This window comes from Usitatibacter palustris, assembly GCF_013003985.1.
Taxonomy (GTDB): domain Bacteria; phylum Pseudomonadota; class Gammaproteobacteria; order Burkholderiales; family Usitatibacteraceae; genus Usitatibacter; species Usitatibacter palustris.
This window is the reverse complement of record NZ_CP053073.1, coordinates 477,346-499,786: the sequence shown is the minus strand read 5'-3', so window position 1 is coordinate 499,786 and position 22,441 is coordinate 477,346. Positions and strand designations below refer to the sequence as shown.

The 22,441-nt window shown below is 67.7% G+C and carries 17 protein-coding genes; 12 read left to right on the top strand and 5 right to left on the bottom strand.

The window, feature by feature from the left end; translation table 11 throughout:
* Nucleotides 1-6: 6 nt before the first annotated feature.
* The 5 genes from DSM104440_RS02705 to aceB all read left to right on the top strand — a co-directional run bounded on the left by DSM104440_RS02705 (nt 7) and on the right by aceB (nt 5,997).
* Nucleotides 7-771, top strand: coding sequence for a DUF1365 domain-containing protein (locus tag DSM104440_RS02705; protein WP_171160477.1), 765 nt, complete (start codon nt 7-9; stop codon nt 769-771).
* Nucleotides 768-2,006, top strand: coding sequence for an SAM-dependent methyltransferase (locus DSM104440_RS02700; RefSeq protein ID WP_171160476.1), 1,239 nt, complete (start codon nt 768-770; stop codon nt 2,004-2,006). The genes DSM104440_RS02705 and DSM104440_RS02700 overlap by 4 nt, the downstream gene beginning before the upstream one ends.
* 39 nt (nt 2,007-2,045) lie before the next feature.
* Nucleotides 2,046-2,927 carry a LysR family transcriptional regulator gene (locus DSM104440_RS02695; RefSeq protein ID WP_171160475.1) on the top strand — a complete coding sequence of 294 codons (882 nt, stop codon included), beginning with the start codon at nt 2,046-2,048 and terminating at the stop codon, nt 2,925-2,927.
* Between the two features lie 123 nt (nt 2,928-3,050).
* Entirely contained in the window at nt 3,051-4,370 is a 1,320-nt protein-coding gene (aceA, locus tag DSM104440_RS02690; protein ID WP_246212080.1) for an isocitrate lyase, read from the top strand.
* A gap of 13 nt (nt 4,371-4,383) precedes the next feature.
* A complete protein-coding gene (gene aceB, locus DSM104440_RS02685; protein WP_171160473.1) occupies nt 4,384-5,997 on the top strand; it encodes a malate synthase A in 1,614 nt (537 codons plus the stop codon).
* Between the two features lie 79 nt (nt 5,998-6,076).
* Here aceB and DSM104440_RS02680 read toward each other — a convergent pair whose 3' ends face one another.
* The gene (locus DSM104440_RS02680; RefSeq protein ID WP_171160472.1) at nt 6,077-6,898 is read right to left on the bottom strand and encodes an isocitrate lyase/PEP mutase family protein; all 822 of its coding nucleotides are present in this window, start codon (nt 6,896-6,898) and stop codon (nt 6,077-6,079) included.
* Between the two features lie 145 nt (nt 6,899-7,043).
* Between DSM104440_RS02680 and uvrA the strand changes: the two genes are divergently transcribed.
* Genes uvrA through DSM104440_RS02660 form a run of 4 tightly spaced genes read left to right on the top strand, consistent with a single transcriptional unit; the run spans nt 7,044 to nt 14,239 of the window.
* Entirely contained in the window at nt 7,044-12,737 is a 5,694-nt protein-coding gene (uvrA, locus tag DSM104440_RS02675) for an excinuclease ABC subunit UvrA (protein ID WP_171160471.1), read from the top strand.
* 1 nt (nt 12,738) lies between these two features.
* Nucleotides 12,739-13,131, top strand: a complete 393-nt coding sequence (locus tag DSM104440_RS02670; RefSeq protein ID WP_212758183.1) for a hypothetical protein — start codon at nt 12,739-12,741, stop codon at nt 13,129-13,131.
* A 20-nt stretch (nt 13,132-13,151) separates the two neighbouring features.
* Nucleotides 13,152-13,526 (top strand): hypothetical protein, encoded by a 375-nt coding sequence (locus DSM104440_RS02665; RefSeq protein ID WP_171160469.1) that lies wholly within the window; start codon nt 13,152-13,154, stop codon nt 13,524-13,526.
* A gap of 23 nt (nt 13,527-13,549) precedes the next feature.
* Nucleotides 13,550-14,239 carry a hypothetical protein gene (locus DSM104440_RS02660; RefSeq protein ID WP_171160468.1) on the top strand — a complete coding sequence of 230 codons (690 nt, stop codon included), beginning with the start codon at nt 13,550-13,552 and terminating at the stop codon, nt 14,237-14,239.
* Here DSM104440_RS02660 and DSM104440_RS02655 read toward each other — a convergent pair.
* The 4 genes from DSM104440_RS02655 to tcuA are packed head-to-tail and all read right to left on the bottom strand — an operon-like array spanning nt 14,227 to nt 18,550.
* Nucleotides 14,227-15,015: a class II aldolase/adducin family protein gene (locus DSM104440_RS02655; RefSeq protein WP_212758182.1), complete on the bottom strand. Its 789-nt coding sequence runs from the start codon at nt 15,013-15,015 to the stop codon at nt 14,227-14,229. The genes DSM104440_RS02660 and DSM104440_RS02655 overlap by 13 nt on opposite strands.
* 10 nt (nt 15,016-15,025) lie before the next feature.
* Entirely contained in the window at nt 15,026-16,036 is a 1,011-nt protein-coding gene (locus DSM104440_RS02650; protein ID WP_212758181.1) for a D-2-hydroxyacid dehydrogenase, read from the bottom strand.
* On the bottom strand, nt 16,033-17,184 hold the full coding sequence (gene tcuB, locus DSM104440_RS02645) for a tricarballylate utilization 4Fe-4S protein TcuB (protein ID WP_171160467.1): 1,152 nt from the start codon (nt 17,182-17,184) through the stop codon (nt 16,033-16,035). The genes DSM104440_RS02650 and tcuB overlap by 4 nt, the downstream gene beginning before the upstream one ends.
* The gene (gene tcuA, locus DSM104440_RS02640; RefSeq protein ID WP_171160466.1) at nt 17,168-18,550 is read right to left on the bottom strand and encodes an FAD-dependent tricarballylate dehydrogenase TcuA; all 1,383 of its coding nucleotides are present in this window, start codon (nt 18,548-18,550) and stop codon (nt 17,168-17,170) included. Before tcuA ends, tcuB begins: the two co-directional genes overlap by 17 nt.
* A gap of 70 nt (nt 18,551-18,620) precedes the next feature.
* Here tcuA and DSM104440_RS02635 point away from each other — a divergent pair, with 70 nt between their 5' ends.
* The 3 genes from DSM104440_RS02635 (at nt 18,621) to DSM104440_RS02625 (ending at nt 22,440) form a co-directional block, all read left to right on the top strand.
* Nucleotides 18,621-19,574, top strand: coding sequence for a LysR substrate-binding domain-containing protein (locus DSM104440_RS02635; protein ID WP_171160465.1), 954 nt, complete (start codon nt 18,621-18,623; stop codon nt 19,572-19,574).
* Nucleotides 19,575-19,673: 99 nt separating this feature from the next.
* Nucleotides 19,674-20,648, top strand: coding sequence for a Bug family tripartite tricarboxylate transporter substrate binding protein (locus DSM104440_RS02630; protein WP_171160464.1), 975 nt, complete (start codon nt 19,674-19,676; stop codon nt 20,646-20,648).
* A gap of 163 nt (nt 20,649-20,811) precedes the next feature.
* Nucleotides 20,812-22,440 (top strand): DEAD/DEAH box helicase, encoded by a 1,629-nt coding sequence (locus DSM104440_RS02625; protein WP_425509646.1) that lies wholly within the window; start codon nt 20,812-20,814, stop codon nt 22,438-22,440.
* Nucleotide 22,441 lies beyond the last annotated feature (1 nt).

The window sequence follows — 22,441 nt, the reverse complement described above, 5'->3', positions numbered from 1 at the left end:
GCGACCATGCACAGCGCCATCTACTCGGGCTGGGTTCGCCACCGGCGATATGCTCCGCGGCCGCATGCGTTTCGCTACCCGCTCTCGCTCATGTACCTGGATCTCGCCGAGCTCGACGACGTCTTCCGCGGCCGCTGGCTCTGGTCCACGCGCCGCCCCGCGATCGCCTGGATGCGCCGCGCCGATTACCTCGGCGAGCCCGGGCTTTCGCTCGACGAGGCGGTGCGCCGGCGCGTCGACCTCGCGACGGGCGAGCGGCCTCGCGGACCCATCCGCCTGCTCACGCAACTGCGCGTCATGGGCCTCGCGTTCAACCCCGTGAGCTTCTACTACTGCTACGACGAGGCGGGCACGCGCGTCGAATCGATCGTCACGGAGATCACGAACACGCCCTGGAACGAGCGGCATGCCTACGTGCTGCCGGTGCGCGCGGGTGCGAGCGAGGGGCGATCGATGCGGTTTCGCTTCGGCAAGCGCTTCCACGTCTCGCCCTTCATGCCGATGGAGATCGACTACGACTGGCGGCTCTCGCCGCCGGGCGCGCGCCTGGCCGTGCACATGGTGAACCTGCGCAAGGGCGAGCGGATCTTCGATGCCACCCTCTCGCTCGAGCGGCGCGAGATCGGCGGCGCGAGCCTTGCCGCCACGCTGGCCCGCCAACCGATCGCTGCGGCGCAAGTCGTCGGCGCCATCTACTGGCAGGCGCTGCGCCTCTGGGCGAAGGGCGTCCCTGTCCACACCCATCCCGACAAGGAACTGACCACGCCATGAACACCACCGCGATCGAACCCCCGGGTTCCACCGCGCGCGCCGGAGCGCTCGATGCCCTTGCGCGCCGCCTCGTCATCGGCAGGCTCGAAGCGCTGCGCCGCGGCGGCGTCTACCTTTCCGAGGGCCACGAGGACCACGCATTCGGCACGCCCGGCGCCGGCCTGCAGGCTTCACTCACGGTTCTCGACCCGGCGTTCTACTCCGAGATCGCGTTCGGCGGTTCGGTGGGCGCGGGCGAGTCGTACATGCTCGGGCACTGGAAGGCGAATGACCTCACCACGCTGCTGCGACTGATGCTGCGCAACCGCGACGTGATGGAAGGCCTCGAGACCGGCGTAGCGCGCCTCACCGACCCTTTGCGGCGCGTCGCGCACTGGATGCATCGCAACACGCGCGCGGGCAGTCGGCGCAACATCGCCGCGCACTACGACCTGGGCAATGATTTCTTCGAGCTGTTCCTCGACGAGACGCTCATGTATTCGTGCGCGTTGTTCACGCGCCCGCAGATGTCGCTCGCCGAGGCCTCGGTCGCGAAGCTCGACGCCGTCTGCGCCAAGCTCGACCTCGGGCCCGCCGACCATGTCCTCGAGATCGGCACCGGCTGGGGAGGCTTCGCGCTGCACGCCGCGAGCCGCTACGGCTGCCGTGTCACGACGACGACCATCTCGCCCAGCCAGTACGAGCGCGCCTGCGAACGCGTGCGGGAGGCGGGGCTCTCGGATCGCATCACGGTCCTCCTCGAGGACTACCGCGACCTGGGCGGCCGCTACAGCAAGCTCGTGAGCATCGAGATGATCGAGGCGATCGGCCACGATCATTTCGAGGAGTACTTCCGGTGCGCCGCCGCGCGGCTCGCACCCGGCGGGCGCATGCTGCTGCAGTCGATCACGATCGCCGATCACCATTACCGGCGCGCGCGCGGCGAGGTGGACTTCATCAAGCGCCACATCTTTCCGGGCTGCTGCATCCCCTCGGTCAGCGCGCTCGCCCAGGCCATGGCCGAGGCGAGCGACCTGCGCATCGTGCACCTGGAGGACATCGGGCCGCACTACGCCACGACGCTCGCGTGCTGGCGCGAGAACTTCCTCGCAAGGCTCGAGGAAGTGCGCGCGCTCGGCTACCCCGAGACCTTCATCCGGATGTGGGAGTTCTACCTCTGCTACTGCGAGGCGGGGTTCGCGGAGCGCGCGCTGGGCAATGCGCAGATGGTGCTCGCTCGCGACTTCCTTTCCTGAAAGCCGCGGCCCGCGACCCGCCTGGGGTATCGTAGGTTCATGCGCCCGGACTTCGCTTCGCTCGCCCTTTTCATCGCCATCGCGGAGACCCGCAGCATCACCAAGGCCGCCCAGGCTTCGCACCTCGCGCTGGCCGCGGCGAGCCGCAGGATCTCGCAGCTCGAGGAGCAGCTCGGTGCGCGGCTGCTCTACCGTACGGCGCGCGGCGTCGAGCTCACGCCGGCGGGCTCGGCGCTGCTGGCCCACGCGCGAACGCTGATGGAGCAGGTGGCGCACATGCGGGCCGATCTGTCCGATTACGTGAAGGGCGGCAAGGGCGTGGTACGCGTCCAGGCCAACACCTCCGCGCTCGCCCAGTTCGTGCCCGAGGACCTCGCCTCGTTCGCCCGGGCCTTTCCCGCGGTGCGCGTCTCGCTCGAGGAGCGGCGCAGCTCCGAGATCGTGCAGAGCGTGCTCTCGGGTGCCACCGATGTGGGCATCGTGGTCGAGGGCGCGCCGGTGCACGGCCTGCAGTGCTTCGCCTATCGCGGCGACCGGCTGGTCGTGGTCCTGCCGCGCAGGTACCCGCTGCGCGGCAAGCGCGTCGCCTTCGCCCGCCTGCTCGACCACGACTTCGTCGGCCTCGAAAGCGACACCGCCCTGTCGCGCCTGCTCACCGAACACGCGCTCGCCGAGCAGAAGTCGCTGCGGCTCCGGGTGCAGGTGAAGAGCTTCGACGTGGTCGCGCGCATGATCCAGGCGCGGCTGGGCATCGGCGTCCTGCCGGAAACCGCCGCCCGCCCCTTCGCGCGAGCCCTCGGCCTTCGCCTGGTTCCCCTTTCGGACCCCTGGGCCGAGCGCCGCATGCTCCTGTGCGTGCGCGACTACCAGCAACTCCCCGCCATCGCCCGCCAGCTGGTCGACCACTTGCTGCCCAAGTGACCCGCCCGGGCCTTCGCAATCCGCGAAGGCTCCCTTGCCCGAATGCCAATTCCGCGCCGCGTTGCGGCGTGCGAAATTGGTTGCGATGCAACATTTCCGCAACCAACCCGAGGGCAACGCACCGTGAGCAACCAACTCGAGATCGCACGCATCAAGAAGGATTGGGCCGAGAACCCGCGCTGGAAGGGCATCAAGCGCGGCTACAGCGCGGAGGACGTCGAGCGCCTTCGCGGCAGCGTCCCCATCGAGTACAGCCTGGCGCGCCGCGGCGCCGAAAAGCTCTGGAAGGGCGTGACCGAGAAGCCTTTCATCAACTCCCTGGGCGCTCTCACGGGCAACCAGGCGCTGCAGCAGGTGAAGGCCGGCGTTCCGGCCATCTACCTTTCGGGCTGGCAGGTCGCGGCCGATGCGAACCTTTCGGGCGAGATGTACCCCGACCAGTCGCTCTACCCCGCCAACAGCGTCCCGGCAGTCGTGAAGCGCATCAACGCCTGCCTGCTTCGCGCCGACCAGATCGCGCACTCCGAGGGCAAGGACGACATCGACTACCTGGCGCCGATCGTGGCCGACGCGGAGGCGGGCTTCGGCGGCGTGCTGAACGCCTTCGAAATCATGAAGGCGATGATCGAAGCCGGTGCCGCGGGCGTTCACTTCGAGGACCAGCTCGCGTCGGCCAAGAAGTGCGGCCACATGGGCGGCAAGGTGCTCGTTCCCACGCAGGAAGCGGTGCAGAAACTCATCGGCGCGCGGCTCGCCGCCGACCTCATGGGCGTGCCCACACTGCTCCTCGCGCGCACCGACGCCGAGGCGGCGAACCTCGTCACCTCCGATTTCGACGACAACGACAAGCCCTTCCTCACGGGCGAGCGCACGCCCGAAGGTTTCTACCGCGTGAAGAACGGCTTCGACCAGGCCCTCTCGCGCGGCCTCGCCTATGCGCCCTACGCCGACATGGTGTGGTGCGAGACGGGCACGCCGGACCTGGAGTTCGCGCGCAAGTTCGCCGAGGGGATCCAGAAGGTCCATCCGGGCAAGATGCTCGCCTACAACTGCTCGCCGTCGTTCAACTGGAAGAAGAACATCGACGACGCGACGATCGCGAAGTTCCAGCGCGAGCTGGGCGCCATGGGCTACAAGTTCCAGTTCATCACGCTCGCCGGCTTCCACTCGCTCAATTACGGCATGTTCGACCTCGCCTACGGCTACGCGCGCGAGAACATGACCGCCTTCGTGAAGCTCCAGCAGCAGGAGTTCGCCGCGGCCGAGCGCGGCTTCACCGCGGTCAAGCACCAGCGCGAGGTGGGCACGGGCTACTTCGACGAAGTGACCCAGGTGATCCAGGCCGGCAAGTCCTCGCTGACCGCGCTCACCGGGTCGACCGAGGAAGAGCAGTTCGAAGTGCGGCCGGTGCCCATCCAGGGTTCGCAGGCCGCCGCAGACTGACCGGAGAACCGCCATGAAGCGCGACAACTTCGCCGTCCCCGGGATCCAGGTCCCGCGTGAAATGCCGCATCTGTACGACCGCATCCTCACGCGGGAGGCGGTGGATTTCGTCGCGCACCTGGCGCGCCAGTTCGAACGCCGGCGCCGCGAGCTCATGAAGGCGCGCTCGCAGCGCCAGGCGCGGCTCGACGCGGGCGAGCGCTACGACTTCCTGCCCGAGACGAGCGGTGTGCGCTCGAGCGCATGGCAAGTCGCCGGCGCGCCCGCCGATCTGCGCGACCGCAGGGTCGAGATCACCGGGCCGGTCGAGCGAAAGATGATCATCAACGCGCTCAACTCCGGAGCCAGCACCTTCATGGCGGACTTCGAGGACTCCTCGACGCCCTCGTGGGACAACATGGTCCGCGGGCAGATCAACCTGCGCGATGCGGTGGACCGATCCATCAGCTTCACGAGCCTCGAGGGCAAGCACTACGCGCTCGGCGAGAAGACCGCGACGCTGATCGTGCGCCCGAGGGGCTGGCACATGCTCGAGCGGCACGTGCTGATTGACGGCGAGCCCATCTCCGCCTCGCTCTTCGACTTCGGTCTCTACTTCTTCCACAACGCCGAGGCACTGGTTGCCAGCGGCAGCGGACCGTACTTCTACCTGCCCAAGATCGAGAGCCATCTCGAGGCGAGGCTGTGGAACGACGTGTTCGTCGAGGCACAGGCGATCATGGGCCTGCCGCGCGGGACCGTGCGCGCGACGGTGCTCATCGAGACGCTGCCCGCGGCCTTCGAGATGGACGAGATCCTCTACGAGCTCCGGGAGCACTCGGCCGGACTCAACTGCGGCCGCTGGGACTACATCTTCAGCTGCATCAAGAAGCTCGCGCGCGGCGCCGACTTCGTGCTCGCCGATCGCAGCCAGGTGACGATGACCTCCGCGTTCCTGCGTTCCTACTGCCAGCTCCTGGTGAAGACCTGCCACCGGCGCGAGGCGCATGCGATGGGCGGCATGGCCGCGCAGATTCCCATCAAGAGCGACGCGGCGGCCAACGAGGCGGCGATCGCGAAGGTGCGCGCCGACAAGGAGCGCGAGGCAACCGATGGCTTCGATGGCACATGGGTCGCGCATCCGGGCCTGGTGCCGGTCGCGAAGGCCGTGTTCGACCAGCACATGCCGCAGGACAACCAGGTCGCGCGCAAGCGCGACGATGTGAGCGTGAAGGCCACCGACCTGCTTGCCTTCGGCCCGGAAGCGCCGATCACCGAGGCCGGGCTGCGCACCAACATCAACGTGGCGCTGCAGTACCTCGCCTCGTGGCTCGCAGGAAACGGTTGCGTGCCCATCAACGACCTCATGGAGGACGCGGCCACGGCCGAGATCTCGCGCTCGCAGATCTGGCAGTGGATTCGCAGCCCGCGGGGCGTGCTCGTCGATGGACGCAAGGTGACCGCGGAGCTCTTTCGCGCCCTGCTGCCCGAGGAGTTGCGAAAGGCCCGCGATTCGGGCGGCGCCACGTGGCGCTTCGACGAGGCGGCGCGGCTGCTCGATCGCCTCGTCACCGACGATGACTTCGTCGAGTTCCTGACGGAGCCTGCCTACGAGTACGTCGCCTCCTACACCGGGGCGCGCCACTAGATTCAGGAGGAGAGAGCGATCGCCGGCGGTTTCGTCCCCCAGGTCGGACCGCCGGCAGGTCCCACGCCGTGGCGCGCCCTCAGCGTCGCATGTAGCTCGCGAGCTCCTTCACCGCATCCATGTGGTCGAGGTAGGTGAAGGTGCCGCTCCTGTTGATCTCCTGCGCCGCCTCGACCAGGCCCGCCATCGCCGCGCGATAGAGCGAGGTTGCGAGGCTGATGCGCTTCACGCCGGCGGCTTCGAGCTCGGCCACCGTGAACGACTTGCCGCGGATGCCGACCATGAAGTTCACGGGCTTCTTGAGGGCGGCGCACACCTTGCGCACGGCATCGAGGTCCGGCAGGCCCGGCGCGAAGAGCACGTCGGCACCCGCGGCTTCGAAAGCCTGCAGCCGCTTGATGGTGTCGTCGAGGTCGGGAAAGCCCCGCAGGTAGTTCTCGGTGCGCGCGGTGAGCGTGAAATGAAACGGCAACGAGCGCGCCGCGCGGACGGCGGCCTCGATGCGCTCGGTCGCTTCCGCAATCTCGTACCGGGGCTTTTCCTTTTCGCCGGTCGCATCCTCGATCGAACCGCCAACGAGACCCACCGCGGCCGCCCTGCGAATCGTTTCCGCGACATCGTCGGGAGAATCGCCGAAGCCTTTCTCGAGATCGGCGGCCACGGGAAGGTCGGTCGCCTCGACGATCGCCTTCGCGTGAGCGAGCGCTTCGTCACGCGTGACGTTGCCGTCGAGCTTTCCGAGAACGTTCGCGGATGCGCCGCTCGAGGTCGCCAGCGCCTGGAAACCGAGGCCCGCGAGAATGCGGCCCGAGCCCCCGTCCCACGGGTTGGGGAAGACAAAAGCGCCCTTCGCCTCGTGCAACGCCTGGAAGCGCGCGGCCTTTTCCTTCTGTGACGTCATGGATCGACTCCGGTGGGATCAGCGAAATGGAAATATTGCACGCCATCTAGGACATGGGGCTTCCTACTTGGGAAACTGAAAGTTATCCCCAAATGCTTCCTTTGGCGCAATCGCGTAGTCCCCGCGCTCTAGAATGTCCCCTCCCATGAACGACCTCCGCGCCGGCACCGCCGCCGACCCCGAATCCTCGCAGGACGACACGCGCAGCGACGCCATCGTCATCCGGGGCGCGCGCCAGAACAACCTCAAGAACCTCGACGTCGATTTCCCCACGGGAGAGCTCGTCGTGGTCACCGGCCCCTCGGGCTCGGGCAAGTCCTCGCTCGTCTTCGACACCCTCTACGCCGAGGGACAGCGTCGCTACGTGGAAACGTTCTCGCCGTACGCGCGCCAGTTCCTCGACCGGATGGACAAGCCGCAGGTCGATTCGGTGGAAGGCATCCCGCCGGCGATCGCGATCGACCAGACCAATCCGGTGCGCACCTCGCGCTCGACGGTCGGGACGATGACGGAGATCAACGATCACCTGAAGCTGCTGTTCGCGCGCGCGGCGAACCTCTACTGCCGCGGCTGCTCGCGCCTCGTGCGGCGCGATTCCCCCGAATCGATCTACCGCGAGATGTCCGAGCGCGCCGCCGCCGCGGGCGATCCGCGACTCACGATCACGTTCCCGGTGGAGGTGCCGAAGAACTTCACCGAGGAAGAAGTCACCAAGTTCCTCCAGGCGCAGGGCTATGCGCGCATCCACAGCCGCAAGGGCACACGGCTCGAGGTCGCGCAGGACCGCGTGAAGGTGGCGAGCGCGGAGAAGGCGCGCGTCGTCGAGGCGATCGAAGCGGCGCTGCGGCTCGGTGTTGGCAAGGTGAATGTGTTCGTTGGTGATGAAGGTACCGAAGCCTGGCGTTTTTCAACGGATCTGCATTGCCCCGATTGCGACATCCGCTATCCGGATCCAACGCCCTCGCGCTTCTCGTTCAACTCGCCGCTGGGCGCATGCGAGACCTGCCGCGGCTTCGGTCGCGTGATCGGTGTGGACTTCGGCCTCGTGATCCCCGACGAAACGAAGACGCTCGGCGGCGGCGCGGTGAAGCCGTTCCAGACGAAGAGCTTCGACGAGTGCCAGGACGATCTCGTGAAGTACGCGAAGCGAGCCGGCGTCGCGCTCGACGTTCCGTTCCGCGACCTTCCCGAGGAGCATCGCCAATGGGTGCTTCGCGGCGACCCGGGCTGGGTGAGTTGGCGGAAAACCGGCAAGACGCACTGGTACGGCGTGAAGGTCTTCTTCGACTGGCTGGAGACCAAGGCCTACAAGATGCACATCCGCGTGCTGCTCTCGCGGTATCGCGCGTACACGCCGTGCACCGCGTGCGGGGGTGCCAGGCTCAAGCCCGAATCGATGTTGTGGCGCGTCGGCACGAAGGCCGAGGCCGACGCGGTGCTCGACCCGCAGTTGCGCTACCGCCCCAAGGGCGTCGCGTGGACGACGGATCAGCTCGCCCAGATGCCCGGGCTTTGCCTGCACGACGTGATGCTGCTTCCCGCGGAGCGAACCAAGACTCTCTTCGCGAACCTGGCACTCCCCGCGCCGCTCGATGAAGCCACGCGGATGCTCCTCGATGAAGTGCGCGCGCGCCTGGCGTACCTCGGCGAAGTGGGTCTCGGCTACCTTACGCTGGACCGGCAGTCGCGCACGCTCTCGGGCGGTGAAGTGCAGCGCATCAACCTCACGACGGCGCTGGGCACGTCGCTCGTGAACACACTTTTTGTTCTGGACGAACCGTCCATCGGCCTGCATCCGCGCGACATGGGGCGCGTGATCGACGTGATGAAGCGCCTGCGCGACGCCGGCAATTCGCTCGTCGTGGTCGAGCACGACCCGCAGATCATGCTGGAGGCCGACAAGCTCCTCGACATGGGGCCCGGTCCCGGCGAGCGCGGCGGCGAGATCGTTTTCTTCGGGCCGCCGGAAGCGCTGAAGCGCGCGAACACGGTAACCGCCGAGTACCTGTCGGGCCGACGCCGCGCGGACGCGGGCGTGGTTCCGGTGCCGCCCGATGCGAAGACGCCGCGCCTCACGATCAAGGGCGCGACCGAACACAACCTCAAGAGCGCGGATGTCGCGTTCCCGCTGCATCGGCTCGTGTGCGTGACGGGCGTGTCGGGCTCGGGGAAATCCACGCTCGTGCAGGACATCCTCCATCCGGCGCTGCTCAAGCACCTCGGGCGGCCCACGGAAACGCCGGGCGCGTTCAAGGTGATCGAAGGCCTCGAGCACGTGAACGACGTCGTGTTCGTGGACCAGACGCCGATCGGCCGCACGACGCGTTCGAATCCCGCGAGCTACGTGGGCGCGTTCGATGCGATCCGTGACCTCTTCGCGAAAGTGCCCGAATCGAAGGCGCGCGGCTACACGGCGGGCACCTTCAGCTTCAACTCCGGCAACGGCCGCTGCCCGACCTGCAGCGGCAACGGCTTCGAGCACGTCGAGATGCAGTTCCTCTCGGACGTGTACCTGCGCTGCCCGGACTGCAACGGCAAGCGCTATCGCGACGAAATCCTCGAGGTCACGCTGAACGGCAAGAGCATCGCGGAGATCCTCGAGCTCACCGTGCACGAGTCGCTCACGTTCTTCGCGGGCGAGAACGAAGTGCTCTCGCGCCTGCAGCCGCTCGAGGACGTCGGTCTCGATTACCTGCGGCTCGGTCAACCCGTGCCCACGCTCTCCGGTGGCGAAGCGCAGCGCCTGAAACTCGCGGGCCACCTCGCCGAAGCATCGGGCCGTTCGATTTCCGCGCTGCCGATGCGCCCGGAAGTCCGCGCGAAGCGCACGGGCAAGGCGATGGCGCCGCTGCCTGCGACGGTCGAACGGCGCACGCGCGTGTTCCTCTTCGACGAGCCCACAACGGGCCTGCACTTCGAGGACATCCGGAAGCTCCTCGGCGCATTCCGCCGCCTCATCGCCGCGGGCCATTCGCTGATCGTGATCGAGCACAACCTCGACGTGATCCGCGCCTCCGACTGGATCATCGACCTCGGCCCCGAGGGCGGGGATGCCGGCGGCCAGGTGATCGCGGAGGGAACACCGAAGCAGGTGATGGCCAGCGCCGCGTCGCACACCGGCCGCGCGCTCGTGGACTACGACAAGTCGATGACCGCCGTCGCGCGCCAGGATGTCGGCGAGTACAAGTCGCTCGCGCCACCCGCGGCCCGCAAGAACATCTTCGTGCGCCACGCGCGCGAGCACAACCTGAAAGGGATCGACGTCACGATCCCGCGCGAGAAGTTCACCGTGATCACCGGCGTATCGGGGTCGGGCAAGAGCACGCTCGCCTTCGACATCATCTTCGCCGAGGGCCAGCGCCGCTACCTCGAGTCGCTCAACGCCTACGCGCGCCAGTTCGTGCAGCCCGCGTCGAAGCCCGATGTCGATGCCATCTTCGGCATTCCGCCCACGGTCGCGATCGAGCAGCGCACGAGCCGCGGCGGCTCGAAGAGCACGGTGGCGACGCAAACCGAGATCCACCACTTCCTGCGTTTGCTGTTCGTGAAGCTCGGCACGCAGCATTGCCCGGACTGCGACATCCCGATCGAGCCGCAGAGCCTCGATGCGATCGTGGCGCGCATCCTCAAGGAGCGGCGCAACGAAACCATTGCCATCCTTGCGCCGCTCGTCGTCAATCGCAAGGGTTTCTACACCGACCTCGCCAAGTGGGCGCTCGCGAAGGAAGTCTCGCACCTGCGCGTCGACGGCGAGTACCTGCCGACGAACAAGTGGCCGCGCCTCGATCGCTTCAAGGAACACACGCTCGAGATGCCGATCGCGCAGGTCACGGTCACGCCGGCCAATGAAGCGGAGCTGCGCCGCGCGCTCGCGGCGGCCATCGAGGTCGGCAAGGGTGTCGTGCACGTCTGCTGCGGCGGCTGGGGCGGGCGCGACGTGCAGGTCTATTCGACCAAGCGCGCGTGCGGCAACTGCGGCCGCAGCTTCCCCGAGCTCGATCCGCGGCTCTTCTCGTACAACTCCAAGCACGGCTGGTGCGCCGACTGCTACGGCACGGGCCTCAAGATCGCGGGGACGCAGGCCGCGATGGACGATGAGCGCGCGAAGACCGGAACCGAGGATCACGTCCTCGATTCGTGGGTCGAATGGCTGGAGATCGATGAACCGTGTGCCTCGTGCGACGGCAAGCGCCTCAACCGCGAAGCGCTCGCGGTGCGCTTCCGCGGCGAGTCGATCGCGGACATGAGCGCGCATCCGATCTCGGCCGCGCACGGATTCTTCCAGAAGCTGCAGGTGGCCGGCCGCGAGGGCGAGATCGCGCGCGACATTCTTGCGGAGCTCAACTCCCGTTTGGGCTTCCTCGAACAGGTCGGGCTGGGCTATCTCTCGCTCGACCGCGGCGCGCCCACGCTTTCGGGTGGTGAAGCACAGCGCATCCGGCTCGCCGCGCAACTCGGCTCCAACCTGCGCGGTGTCTGCTACATCCTCGACGAACCGACGATCGGCCTGCATCCGCGCGACAACAAGATCCTGCTCGAGACGCTCCACAAGCTGAACCAGAACGGCAACACGCTGATCGTCGTGGAGCACGACGAGGACACGATCCGCCACGCGCAGCACGTGATCGACCTCGGTCCCGGTGCGGGGCGCGTCGGTGGCGAGATCGTCGCGCAGGGCACGGCCGCCGAATTGGAGAAGAACCCGAACTCGATCACCGGGCGCTTCCTCGCGAACCCGCTCAAGCACCCGGTGCAGCCGCGCCGTCCGGTGCCGCGCGGCACCCCTTCCATCGAGGTACGCGGCGCATCGCTGCACAACCTCCAGGAGGTGAACGTCAAGTTACCGCTCGCGCGCCTGTCGGTGGTCACGGGCGTCTCCGGGTCCGGCAAGTCCACGCTCGCGCGCGACGTGCTTCACGAGAACCTCGAGCGCCTCGTGGCTTCCGTGCGCGATCGCAAGAAGCTGCCGCCGCTTTCCGGCGCAAAGGCGATCGAAGGCTGGGAACCGATCACCCGCGTGCTCGAAGTCGACCAGACGCCGATCGGCAAGACGCCCCGCTCCTGCCCCGCCACGTACGTCGGCTTCTTCGACACCATCCGCAAGCTCTTCGCCGACACGCAGGAGTCGCGCATCCGCGGTTACACCGCGAGCCGCTTCTCGTTCAACACCGCCGGCGGCCGCTGCGACGCGTGTGAAGGCCAGGGCGTGAAGAAGGTCGAGATGAGCTTCCTGCCCGACGTGAAGGTACTTTGCGAGGATTGCCGCGGCTCGCGCTTCAATCCCGAGACGCTCGCCGTGAAGATGCGCGGCAAGTCGATCGGTGAAGTGCTGGCGCTCTCCGTGGACGAAGCCGTCGAGTTCTTCGCGCACCATCCGTCGATCCACCACGCACTGCGCCTGCTGCAGGACGTAGGGTTGGGTTACCTCACGCTCGGACAGCAGAGCCCCACGCTCTCGGGCGGCGAAGCCCAGCGGATCAAGTTGGTGACGGAGCTCTCGAAAGTACGCCGCATCGACGTACCCGATCCGCGCCGCAAATTCCCGATCGCGCAGACGCTGTACGTGCTCGACGAGCCCACCGTGGGACTGCACATGGCCGACGTGGAGAAACTCATTCGCGTGCTGCACCGCCTCGTCGACGCCGGCAACACCGTCGTGTTGATCGAGCACAACCTCGATATCATTGCCGAAGCCGACTGGATCGTGGACATGGGTCCCGAAGGCGGCAACGGCGGCGGACGCGTCGTGATGGCGGCACCGCCCGAAGCGTTCCTCGCCCGCGATGCGGCAACACACACGGCGAAGGCCCTGAGAGAGTTCCTTTCCGGGCGAAACTGACGTGATGCGCGGATGCCTTTTCTTTGCGGCCATGGCGTTCGTCACGCCGTTCGCTCTCGCGAAGGCTCCGGCCGACCTCGAACCGCTCATCCTCGGCGGGTTCCTCTGCAAGGAGAACTGCTTCGACGAGGAGTATTCGTTCGCGAAGGACGATGGCGAACGGCTGTTCAACACGTACACCCATTCGCGGCCCTCGATCTCCAGGGCACGCTGGACGCTCGAGGGCGACCGGTTGAAGGTCTACGAGGACGACGGGAAGGCGCTGCGCTACGACTTTCGCGTCGTGCGCGCGACGGCGAAGCGCCTCGTGTTGCAGCAGGTCGATAGCAACGAGCCCCCGGTGGTTCTCGACCGCATCGTAGAGAAGAAGAAGGCCGCGCCCGCGAAGCAGTAGCGCCGTGAGAAAATGGCGCCATGACCGCTGACCGAGACATCATCGAAGCGCGCGGGCTCCTCGAGCGCGCCGAGCAGGAATCCGATCCCGAGCAGGAATGCGAGCGCATCGAGGAAGCGCTGATCCTCCTCGAGACCGCCGACGACCCGACGCCGCAGCAAGCCGAGCTCATCGCGAACCTCCGCATGGCGTATGCGCGCCGCTTCCTGGGCCGCATCTCGCGCCTGAAGAAATCCACGTTCGAGGTGTGGAGCTACTACCTCACCATCCTCGAGAACCTCGCGCCCGAAATCGAGACGCTCGCGAACGAGGATGCCGAGCTTGCCGAGAACCGGCGCGCGTTCGTCGACATGTGGGGTCCGGAAGTCAAAGCGGCCCTGGAGCGCTCGAAGTAACGTCCGGGTGGTAGAGTGCCGCCGTGTTCATCGGACACTTCGGACTAGCCTTCGCAGCGAAGCCGTTGGCGCCCCGCGCCAGCCTGGGGTGGCTTTTCCTCGCGGCGCAGTTCATCGATCTCCTGTGGCCCACGCTGCTGCTGATCGGCGTCGAGCGCGTCGCGATCGCTCCGGGCATCACGCGGGTCACGCCCCTCGACTTCCAGCACTACCCGATCTCGCACTCGCTGATGGCCGCCGCCGGCTGGGCGTTCGTGGTGGGCGGCGTGCACTTCGCGATCCGCGGCCTGTGGCGCGAAGCGATCGTCATCCTGCTGCTGGTGATGAGCCACTGGGGGCTCGACGCGATCGTGCACCGCCCCGACCTGCCGCTCACGCCGTTCACCGACGAGCGCATCGGGCTGGGCCTCTGGAATTCGCTACCCGGCACGCTCGCCGTGGAATTCACGATCCTCGCGATCGGCGTCGCGCTGTACATGCGCTTCACGAAGGCGCGTGACGCGGTCGGCCGTTGGGCGCTGTGGGGCCTCGTGGCCTTCCTCGCGATCATCCAGCTGGGCAATGTCTTCGGCGAACCGCCCCCGAGCGTGACGGCGATCGCGTGGGTCGGCCACGCGCAGTGGCTGCTGGTGCTCTGGGGCTTCTGGGTCGACAAGCATCGGACGAGCCTCTCGGCCGACGAGATCGACGCGGCGATCGATCAGTCGCGGTAGCTCGGGTCGATGCGGTCGAGCTTGCGGAGCAGCGCGGGCCACTCCATCACACCGTACGGGCGCCGCGTGCCGGGCTGGTAGTTCTTCCAGGTTTCCTCGAGCACATCTTTCGGCACTTCCGTGATCTTCTGGCCCGTGGCCTGCGCGGCAAGCTGCGCGCGCGCGGCAAGCTCGAAGCGATGGCACCAGTTGAACGCTTCGCCCACGGATTTCCCCACGATCAGCACGCCGTGATTGCGCAGCACGCACGCCTCCGAGTTGCCCATGTCGCGCAGCAGCGACTCCTGCTCGCGCGCATCGAGCACCACGCCCTGGTAATCGTGATAGCCGATCTTCAGGAAACGCATTGCCGTCTGCGTGATCGGCAACAGTCCGCACTCGAGCGCGGAAATCGCCATGCCCGCCCACGTGTGCGTGTGGATCACGCAATCGATGTCGTGCCGCGCGCGGTGCACGGCGCTGTGGATCACGTAGCCCGCCTTGTTGACCCCGTAGTTGAGGTCGCCGAAATCGGGTTTCACGAGGATGTTCCCGTCGTAGTCCACCTTGAGGAGGCTCGATGCCGTGATCTCCTCGTAGAGCATTCCGTAGGCGTTGATGAGGAAGGCCCCGTCCTGCCCGGGCACGCGCATCGAAACGTGGTTGGCGATCATGTCCGACATCTCGTAGAGCGCGAGCAGGCGATAGCACGCGGCGAGGTCGACGCGCGCCTTCCACTCCTCGGGCGTGCATTGGTCCTTCATCGAGCGCAGCGGCAGGTGGGCGATGTTTGTCATGGCAGCTCCTTCACGAGGCCTCGAGGCGCGACGCCTCGTTGGCGAGCGGCCGGCCTTCTCGCCAGCGCGCCAGGTTGTCGAGGAACACCGCGCCGGCGCGGGCATAGTTTCCGTCGGCCGCGCCGGAAGAGTGCGGCGAGATCATCACGCGTGGCAAGTCCCAGAGCGGCGAGGCGGGATCGAGCGGCTCGTACTCGAAGACATCGAGCCAGGCCCCGCCCAGGTGCCCGTCGCGCAGTGCTTCGATCATGGCCTGCTCGGAGATCACTTCGCCACGCGCGACGTTCACGATGCAAGCACCCTTCGGCAAGCTCGCAATCGCGGCCGCATCGACGAGCCCGCGCGTGAGCTCGGTGAGCGGGCAGGCGAGCACGAGCCAGTCCGTCTTCGGCAGGTACTTCGCGAGATCTCCGTACGCCGCGGTCTCGTCGCAATGCAGATGCGGCTGTGCGGCGCGGCGGATCCCGACGACCCGCAGGCCGACCGCCTTCAGCAGGCGCGCGACTTCCGTGCCGATGGGTCCCAGGCCCGCGATGACGGCCGTTTGTCCCGCGAGGTCGCGCGGCGCGCGTTCCTCGAGCAGTGGTTCCCACGCATGACGGCGCTGCGCGTCGGCGAGATCGGGAAAGCGGCGCGCGAGCGCGATGATGCCGCCCACCGCACTCAGCGCGACCGTGGTCGCCATCCCCGAGGACGTCGTGAGCCGGATGCCGCGCGCCTTGATCGGCTTCCACGTGGGTCGGTCGGTTCCCGCCGAGTGCGTTTGAACCCAGGCGAGGTTCGGCGATCGCGCGAGCACATCGAGGAAGTGCGCGAGCGCCTCGGTGATCTTGAACTTCCCCGAGCGCCCGGTGACATCGCGCGAAAGCAGTGCCACGTCGATCGCGCACGGCGAGCCGTCGGCCGGAACGTCTTCGAGCAGGACGATGCGATAAGGCCGCTCGCCCATCGCCGTGGCCACACCCGCGCCGAAATGTCCCGCGGCACGCTTCGACATGAGGATCTGGACCGGCGCGCTCAAGGTTCGCTCCCGACATCGAAATGGCGCGGCTGGCGTTTCTCGATCGCGTCCTTCGCCAACGCCGCGACGCGATAGACCGCGTGCGCGAACTTTCCGTAGGGGAGTGTTGCGAACAACGCGAGCACGATGCCCAGGTGGACCGCGAGCAGCGCCGGCATCGCCGCCGTCTCGCGGAGGAAGAGAAGCAGCAAGCCAGTGAGGCTCGTCGCGAAGAGCAACACGAGGAAGCCGTGATCCATCGCCTTCTGCGCGCGATGCGATTGCATCGGATGCCGCCGTCCGCCGAGCACCATGAGGCCCAGCGGCCCGATGAGAAGACCCACGCCGCCCACCGTGCCCAGCACGACCGGAAGACTGAGGTACGGATACGGCGCGGGCCAGCCCAGCGCGTAGTGGTAGAGCGTCGCCACGCTCGTCGAGGCAAAGCACAGCGCGAAGCCGTAGAACGTGAGGTGGTGGAAGCGCCGGCGCCAATGCGTGGGCCGGTCGTCTTCGACGTTGCAGCCATCGCCGCCGCCATCGAGATAGCGCAGCGTCAGCGCAGCGCCGGCCGCGTCCACCGTGGCCGCCGTCATCGAGACGGGATCGTTACGCACCGGCAGTCCGCGCCAGAACCGCACGACGCCGATGGCGAACGCGAGCACGATCCACAGCGACGCGAGCCCGAAGATCGTGACCATGAGGCCGTGCGGAAAGACCGAGTAGAAGTTTCCGCGCCCATCCGCGGCGCCCGCAAGTGTGCCGTTGCGCGCGAGGCCCAGCAGGAAGAACAGCGCGAGGCCACCGGCGAGCGCAGCGGCGACCCACGCGCCCTGGCGGCGATAGAGCGCGCCGAACGCCGCGGGCCACGCGTGCGCCTCATACGTCGTACTGCGCACGGCGGCCATCGCCGCGGGTACGTTCACCGCGAACTCGTGCGGCGGCGCGTACTGACAGGCGTGCAGGCACGCACCGCAGTCATGGCAGAGGTTCGCGAGGAACTGCACGTCGCCGCGGCCGAACTCGAGGCGCCGCTCCATCGCGGGAAACACCGCGCAGTAGCCTTCGCAGTAGCGGCACGCGTTGCAGATCACCATCTGGCGCGCGACTTCGGACTCACCGGGCGTGAGTCCGGATTCGGCCGCCACCTGGTCAATGAGCGACTGCACGCGCGGCCTCCCTTCCGGCGATGCGTCCGAAAACCGTGCCGATCGTCATGCCGAAGCCGGCGAGGTACCCCTGCCCGAGGATGTTGCCCGCCATGATCTCGCCGGCCGCGAACACGTTGGGACTCCACGCATCGCCAAAGCGAACCTGCGCGCGGTCGTTCACCTTGACCCCGAGATAGGTGAACGTGAGCCCCGGGCAAAGCGGGTAGCCCGTGTAGGGCGGCGTATCGAGCGCACGCGCCCAGTGCGTCTTCGGTGGCACGAGGCCTTCGGTGCGGCAGTCGTCGAGCACCGCGTGGTCGAACGTGCCGGGGCGAACCGCCGCGTTGAATTCGGCGACCGTCGCTTCAAGCTCGGCCGGATAGAGACCGAGCTTCGCCGCAAGCTCGCCCAGTGTGGCCGCGCGCTCGCCGGGAAAGACGGGCGGCATGAAGCGGCCAATCGCCTTCGCATCGATGATCGCGTAGGCCACCTGCCCGGGCTGCTTCGCGACGAGCCGCCCCCAGATCGCATAGCGCTTCGGCCAGAAGTCCTCGCCTTCGTCGTGGAAGCGCTTGCCCTCGCGATTGACCACGAGGCCCAGCGACACGCAGTCGAGGCGCGTGACGATGCCGCCGTCGTACTTGGGCGAGCGCGCATCCACCGCGACCATGTGGCCCTGCGACGGATCGCCGACCTGCGTGGCGCCGCTTTCGAGTACGCGCTTCAACACCTCGCCCTGGTTGAAGGCCGTGCCGCGCACGCGAAAGTTGTCCGCGGGCGGGCCCCAGACTTCGCGCAGCCATTCGAGGTTCGATTCGAAGCCGCCGGAGGCGAGCACGATGCACTTCGCACGAACCGTCTCCGTGCGACCCGCGTGCTCGATCGTCGCCGATTCGAAATGGCCGTCGCGGATCGCGAGCCTGGTCACGCGCGCGCCGTAGCGCACCTCGATGCCCAGCGCCTTCGCGCTGCGAAAGTACGCGTTCACGAGCGCCTTGCCGCCGCCGAGGAAGAACGCGTTGGTGCGCGAGAGGTGAAGCGTGCCGCCCAGCGATGGCTGGAAGCGCACGCCATGGCGCGCCATCCACGGGCGCACCGTGCCCGATTCGCGGATCGCGAGGCGCGCGAGCGCCTCGTCGGTGATGCCCGCGGTGACGCGCCGCAGGTCGTCCCAGTATTCGTCTTCGAGATACGCCTCGGTGAGGACGTCCTCGGGTGCGGCGTGCATGCAGCGGAGATTTCGCGTGTGGACGCTGTTGCCGCCGCGCAGGGGCTCCGGGGCGCACTCGGCCAGCAGCACGCTGGCACCGGCTTCGCGGGCAGTGAGCGCAGCGCACAGCGCGGCGTTGCCACCGCCGACGACCAGGACATCCACGGGATCCATGACGTGATTCTAGGCGGCGGGCTCGATCGCGGAAAATACGGAATCGCGTGAGGCGATATAAGCTGCCGCTATGGCCGACATCCGCCAGCTCCGGTATTTCGTGCGCATCGTCGAGGCGGGAAGCTTCCTCGCCGCTTCGCGCGCGATCCACATCGCGCAGCCGGCGCTCAGCCAGCAGCTCGCGAATCTCGAGGCGGAGCTGGGCGTGATCCTGCTTCGCCGCTCTTCGCGCGGCGTCACCCCCACCGAGCCCGGCCGCGCGCTCTACGACCACGCCCGCTTCCTGCTCCGGCAATTCGACCAGCTCGGCGAGATCGTGCGCCGCCCGCCGGGCGAAGTGCGCGGCTCCGTATCGCTGGGCGTCGCGCCCACCACGGTCGCGGCGCTGGGGCTCGATTTCCTGAAGCACCTGCGCACGCGCTTCCCGGGCGTGGTGCTCACCGTGGTCGAGGGCCTGAGCGGGCACGTGGCCGAGCTCGCGCGGCTCGGGCAGCTCGACCTCGCGATCCTCTTCGGCCCGGTGGAGGGCATGATCGCCGAGCCGCTGCTCGACGAGGAGCTCTTCGTGATCGCGCACCGCACGAGCAAGCTGGTTCCGGCGCGGCGCAAACGCATGAGCCTCGCCGAGGCCGCTGCGCTCCCGATGATCCTGCCCACCGGCACGCACGGCCTGCGCCGCCGCATCGCGCTCGAGCTCGAGCGCGCGGGCCTGCGCGCGAACCTCGTGGCCGAGATCGATTCGCTCCCGCTCCTGATGGCCTCGGTGCGCGAAGACCTCGCCGCGACGATCCAGCCATGGGCCGCCACGCGCGTCGCCGGCAGCCGTCCCGACGACTGGCGCGTCATTCCAGTCACGGACGCAACGCTGCGCCGCCGGAACTACCTGGGTGCGCTGCCCGGAGACCGACTCTCACCCGCGGCCGCGGCCGTGCGCGACGAGTTGCGCGAAGTGGTCGTGAAGCTTGTGCGCCGCAACGCCTGGTGTGGCGTGACGCTGGCCGACCTGCTCGAGCAGGCCGCCTAGCTCCTATCGCGCGTACTTATAGTCCCGCTCGCAATTCCCTATTTCCGGGCCTCGGCCGGCGTTGCTAGAGTCGCCACCAAGAACCTGGAGGAGAAAACCATGATCCGTTCGCACGCCTTCCGCGCCACGCTGGCACTCGCCGCGTCGCTCGCCGTCGTCCCGGCCCTCGCGCAGTCGACCTACCCCAACAAGCCCGTGAAGATCATCGTGGCCTTCACCGCGGGAGGAACCACGGACATCATGGCGCGCACCGTTGCCCAGCGCCTCTCGGACCGCTTCAAGCAACCCTTCGTGATCGAGAACAAGCCCGGCGCGGGCGGCAACATCGGTACCGAGCTCGCCGTGCGCGCCCCCGCCGACGGCTACACGCTCATCGTGAATTCCGTGGGCCCGATGGCCGTGAACCCGGCCCTCTACAAGGGCCTCACGTACAACCCGCTCACCGACCTCGTGCCGGTCGCGCAGATCTCCGACGTCCCCAACGTGCTCGTCGTGCATCCGTCCACCGGCGTGAAGTCCATGGAGGAGTTCGTCGCCTACGCGAAGAAGAACCCGGGCGCCCTCAACTACGCCTCGACCGGCATCGGCACGTCCTCGCACCTTTCGGGCTACATGCTCGCGTCCCGCGCGGGCTTCGAGGCCACGCACATCCCCTACAAGGGCGCGGAGGCACTGAAGGACCTGCTCACGGGCCGCGTGCAGTTCATGTTCGCGACGATTCCCTCGGTGATCGCGCACATCAAGGCCGGCAACCTCACGGCCATTGCCGTCAGCAGCGTGAAGCGTTCGCGCTCCATGCCCGAGGTCCCCACGGTCGCCGAACGCGGCTTTCCGGGGTTCGAGGCGGGCTCCTGGTTCGGGATCTTTGCCCCCAAGGGCACGCCGCGCGAGGCGATCGACGCGCTCAACAAGGCCGTGAACGAGATCATCCAGGAGAAGGTCGTGGAGGCCCGGATGGTCGAGGAAGGGGCCGATCCCATGGCCGGCAGCCCGGAACGCTTCGGCGCGTTCGTGAAGTCCGAGTACGAGAAGTGGCGAGTCGTTGTCCAGCAATCCGGGGCCAAGGTCGACTGACCCGGGAAAAAACCCAAAATAATCAAGCAGGAAGCCATGGTTCCGGTATAATTCCGGTCCAGGTGTCGTGGGTGGCTTATCCGGTTGCCACCCCGCCTGTTCCGCGCCCGGTACTCCCGCAGCGCCGAATCCCCGAAGCACACAATTCATCGTCCTGAACCGGTTGCGAAGGCAAGTCCTTCGCGGGCCGATTTTTCAGGAGATTGCCATCAGTACTTTCGAAAGCCTCGGGCTGCTGCCCGAGCTGCTTCGCGCCATCGCGGAGCAGGGCTACACCACCCCCACCCCCATCCAGCTCCAGGCCATTCCCATCGTCCTTTCGGGACGCGACCTGCTCGGCGCCGCGCAAACCGGCACCGGCAAGACCGCGGGATTCACGCTGCCGCTGCTGCAGCGCCTGGCCCCGAGTGCCAGCAAGAGCTTCTCGCCGGCGATGCACCCGGTGCGCTGCCTCATCCTCACGCCCACGCGCGAGCTCGCGATCCAGGTCTTCGAAAGCGTGAAGACCTATGGGAAGCACATCCCGCTGCGGCCCTTCTGCGTCTACGGCGGCGTGAACATCAATCCGCAGATCCAGGAGCTGCGCCGCGGCGTGGAAATCCTGGTCGCGACCCCGGGCCGGTTGCTCGATCTGATCGGCCAGAAGGCCGTGGACCTGCGCATGGTGCAGATCCTCGTGCTCGACGAAGCCGATCGCATGCTCGACATGGGCTTCATCCCCGACATCAAGCGCATCATCGCGCTGCTGCCGCGCCAGCGGCAGAACCTGCTCTTCTCGGCGACGTTCTCCGACGAAATCCGCAGGCTCTCCGCGCAGTTCCTGCATGACCCCGCGACGGTCGAAGTCGCGCGCCGCAACACCGCCGCCGAGTCCGTGACGCAGTACGCGTACAACGTCGACGGCGCCAAGAAGCGCGCACTCCTCGCCCACCTCGTGAAGGCCCACGACTGGTCGCAGGTGCTCGTGTTCTGCAAGACCAAGCATGGTGCGAACCGCCTCGCGAGCCAGCTCGTGAGGGACGGCATCAACGCCGACGCGATCCACGGCAACAAGGCGCAGAACGCGCGCATCCGTGCACTCGAAGGCTTCAAGGCCGGCGAGATCCGCGTGCTGGTCGCCACCGACATCGCCGCGCGCGGCCTCGACATCGAGGCGCTGCCGCACGTCGTGAACTTCGACCTGCCGCATGTCCCGGAAGATTACGTCCACCGCATCGGCCGCACCGGCCGCGCGGGCCTGGAAGGCGAGGCGATCTCCTTCGTGAGCGGCGAAGAACGCGTGCTCATGGAAGCGGTCGAGCGCCTGGTCAAGAAGAAGGTCGAGCGCCGCGAAGTGCAGGGGCTCTCCGAGATCGTCGCGCAGTCGCAGGAGATGCATCGCGACGAGAAGCCGCCGCAGCGCGGCGAGCAGCGTGGCGGGCAACGCGGCGGCGGCAAGCCGCGCGGCGAAGGCCAGGGCCGCTCGCAGGGCCAGGGCCGTTCGCAGGGACAAGGACGTTCGCAGGGCCAGTCGGCGCGCCAGGAGAAGCAACCGCCGCGTTCGGACAAGCCGCCGCGCAACGAGAACCAGCGCCGCGCCGAGCCGCGCGATCGCGACGAGCACAAGGGCCGCTCGCGTCCCGCGCAGAAGCCTGCGAACGGGCCCGCCTCGCACCATCCGCCCATGGACTTCTCGAAGCCCTACGAACCGGCGCCGGACAAGGAACCCGCAACGCAGCAGGCAGGCGACGCTCCGCCGCGTCGTGGTCCGCAAGCTGTGGTGCCCGCGCTGTTCCGCCGCAAACCCAGCTAAG

What these genes read in the sequence shown, in the direction of transcription:
- DSM104440_RS02665 (WP_171160469.1), top strand. Translation starts at nt 13,152, where the DNA reads ATGACCGCTGACCGAGACATCATCGAAGCGCGCGGGCTCCTCGAGCGC.
- uvrA (WP_171160471.1), top strand. Translation starts at nt 7,044, where the DNA reads ATGAACGACCTCCGCGCCGGCACCGCCGCCGACCCCGAATCCTCGCAG.
- DSM104440_RS02695 (WP_171160475.1), top strand. Translation starts at nt 2,046, where the DNA reads ATGCGCCCGGACTTCGCTTCGCTCGCCCTTTTCATCGCCATCGCGGAG.
- DSM104440_RS02630 (WP_171160464.1), top strand. Translation starts at nt 19,674, where the DNA reads ATGATCCGTTCGCACGCCTTCCGCGCCACGCTGGCACTCGCCGCGTCG.
- aceB (WP_171160473.1), top strand. Translation starts at nt 4,384, where the DNA reads ATGAAGCGCGACAACTTCGCCGTCCCCGGGATCCAGGTCCCGCGTGAA.
- DSM104440_RS02700 (WP_171160476.1), top strand. Translation starts at nt 768, where the DNA reads ATGAACACCACCGCGATCGAACCCCCGGGTTCCACCGCGCGCGCCGGA.
- DSM104440_RS02635 (WP_171160465.1), top strand. Translation starts at nt 18,621, where the DNA reads ATGGCCGACATCCGCCAGCTCCGGTATTTCGTGCGCATCGTCGAGGCG.
- tcuA (WP_171160466.1), bottom strand. Translation starts at nt 18,550, where the DNA reads ATGGATCCCGTGGATGTCCTGGTCGTCGGCGGTGGCAACGCCGCGCTG.
- DSM104440_RS02705 (WP_171160477.1), top strand. Translation starts at nt 7, where the DNA reads ATGCACAGCGCCATCTACTCGGGCTGGGTTCGCCACCGGCGATATGCT.
- DSM104440_RS02680 (WP_171160472.1), bottom strand. Translation starts at nt 6,898, where the DNA reads ATGACGTCACAGAAGGAAAAGGCCGCGCGCTTCCAGGCGTTGCACGAG.
- DSM104440_RS02655 (WP_212758182.1), bottom strand. Translation starts at nt 15,015, where the DNA reads ATGACAAACATCGCCCACCTGCCGCTGCGCTCGATGAAGGACCAATGC.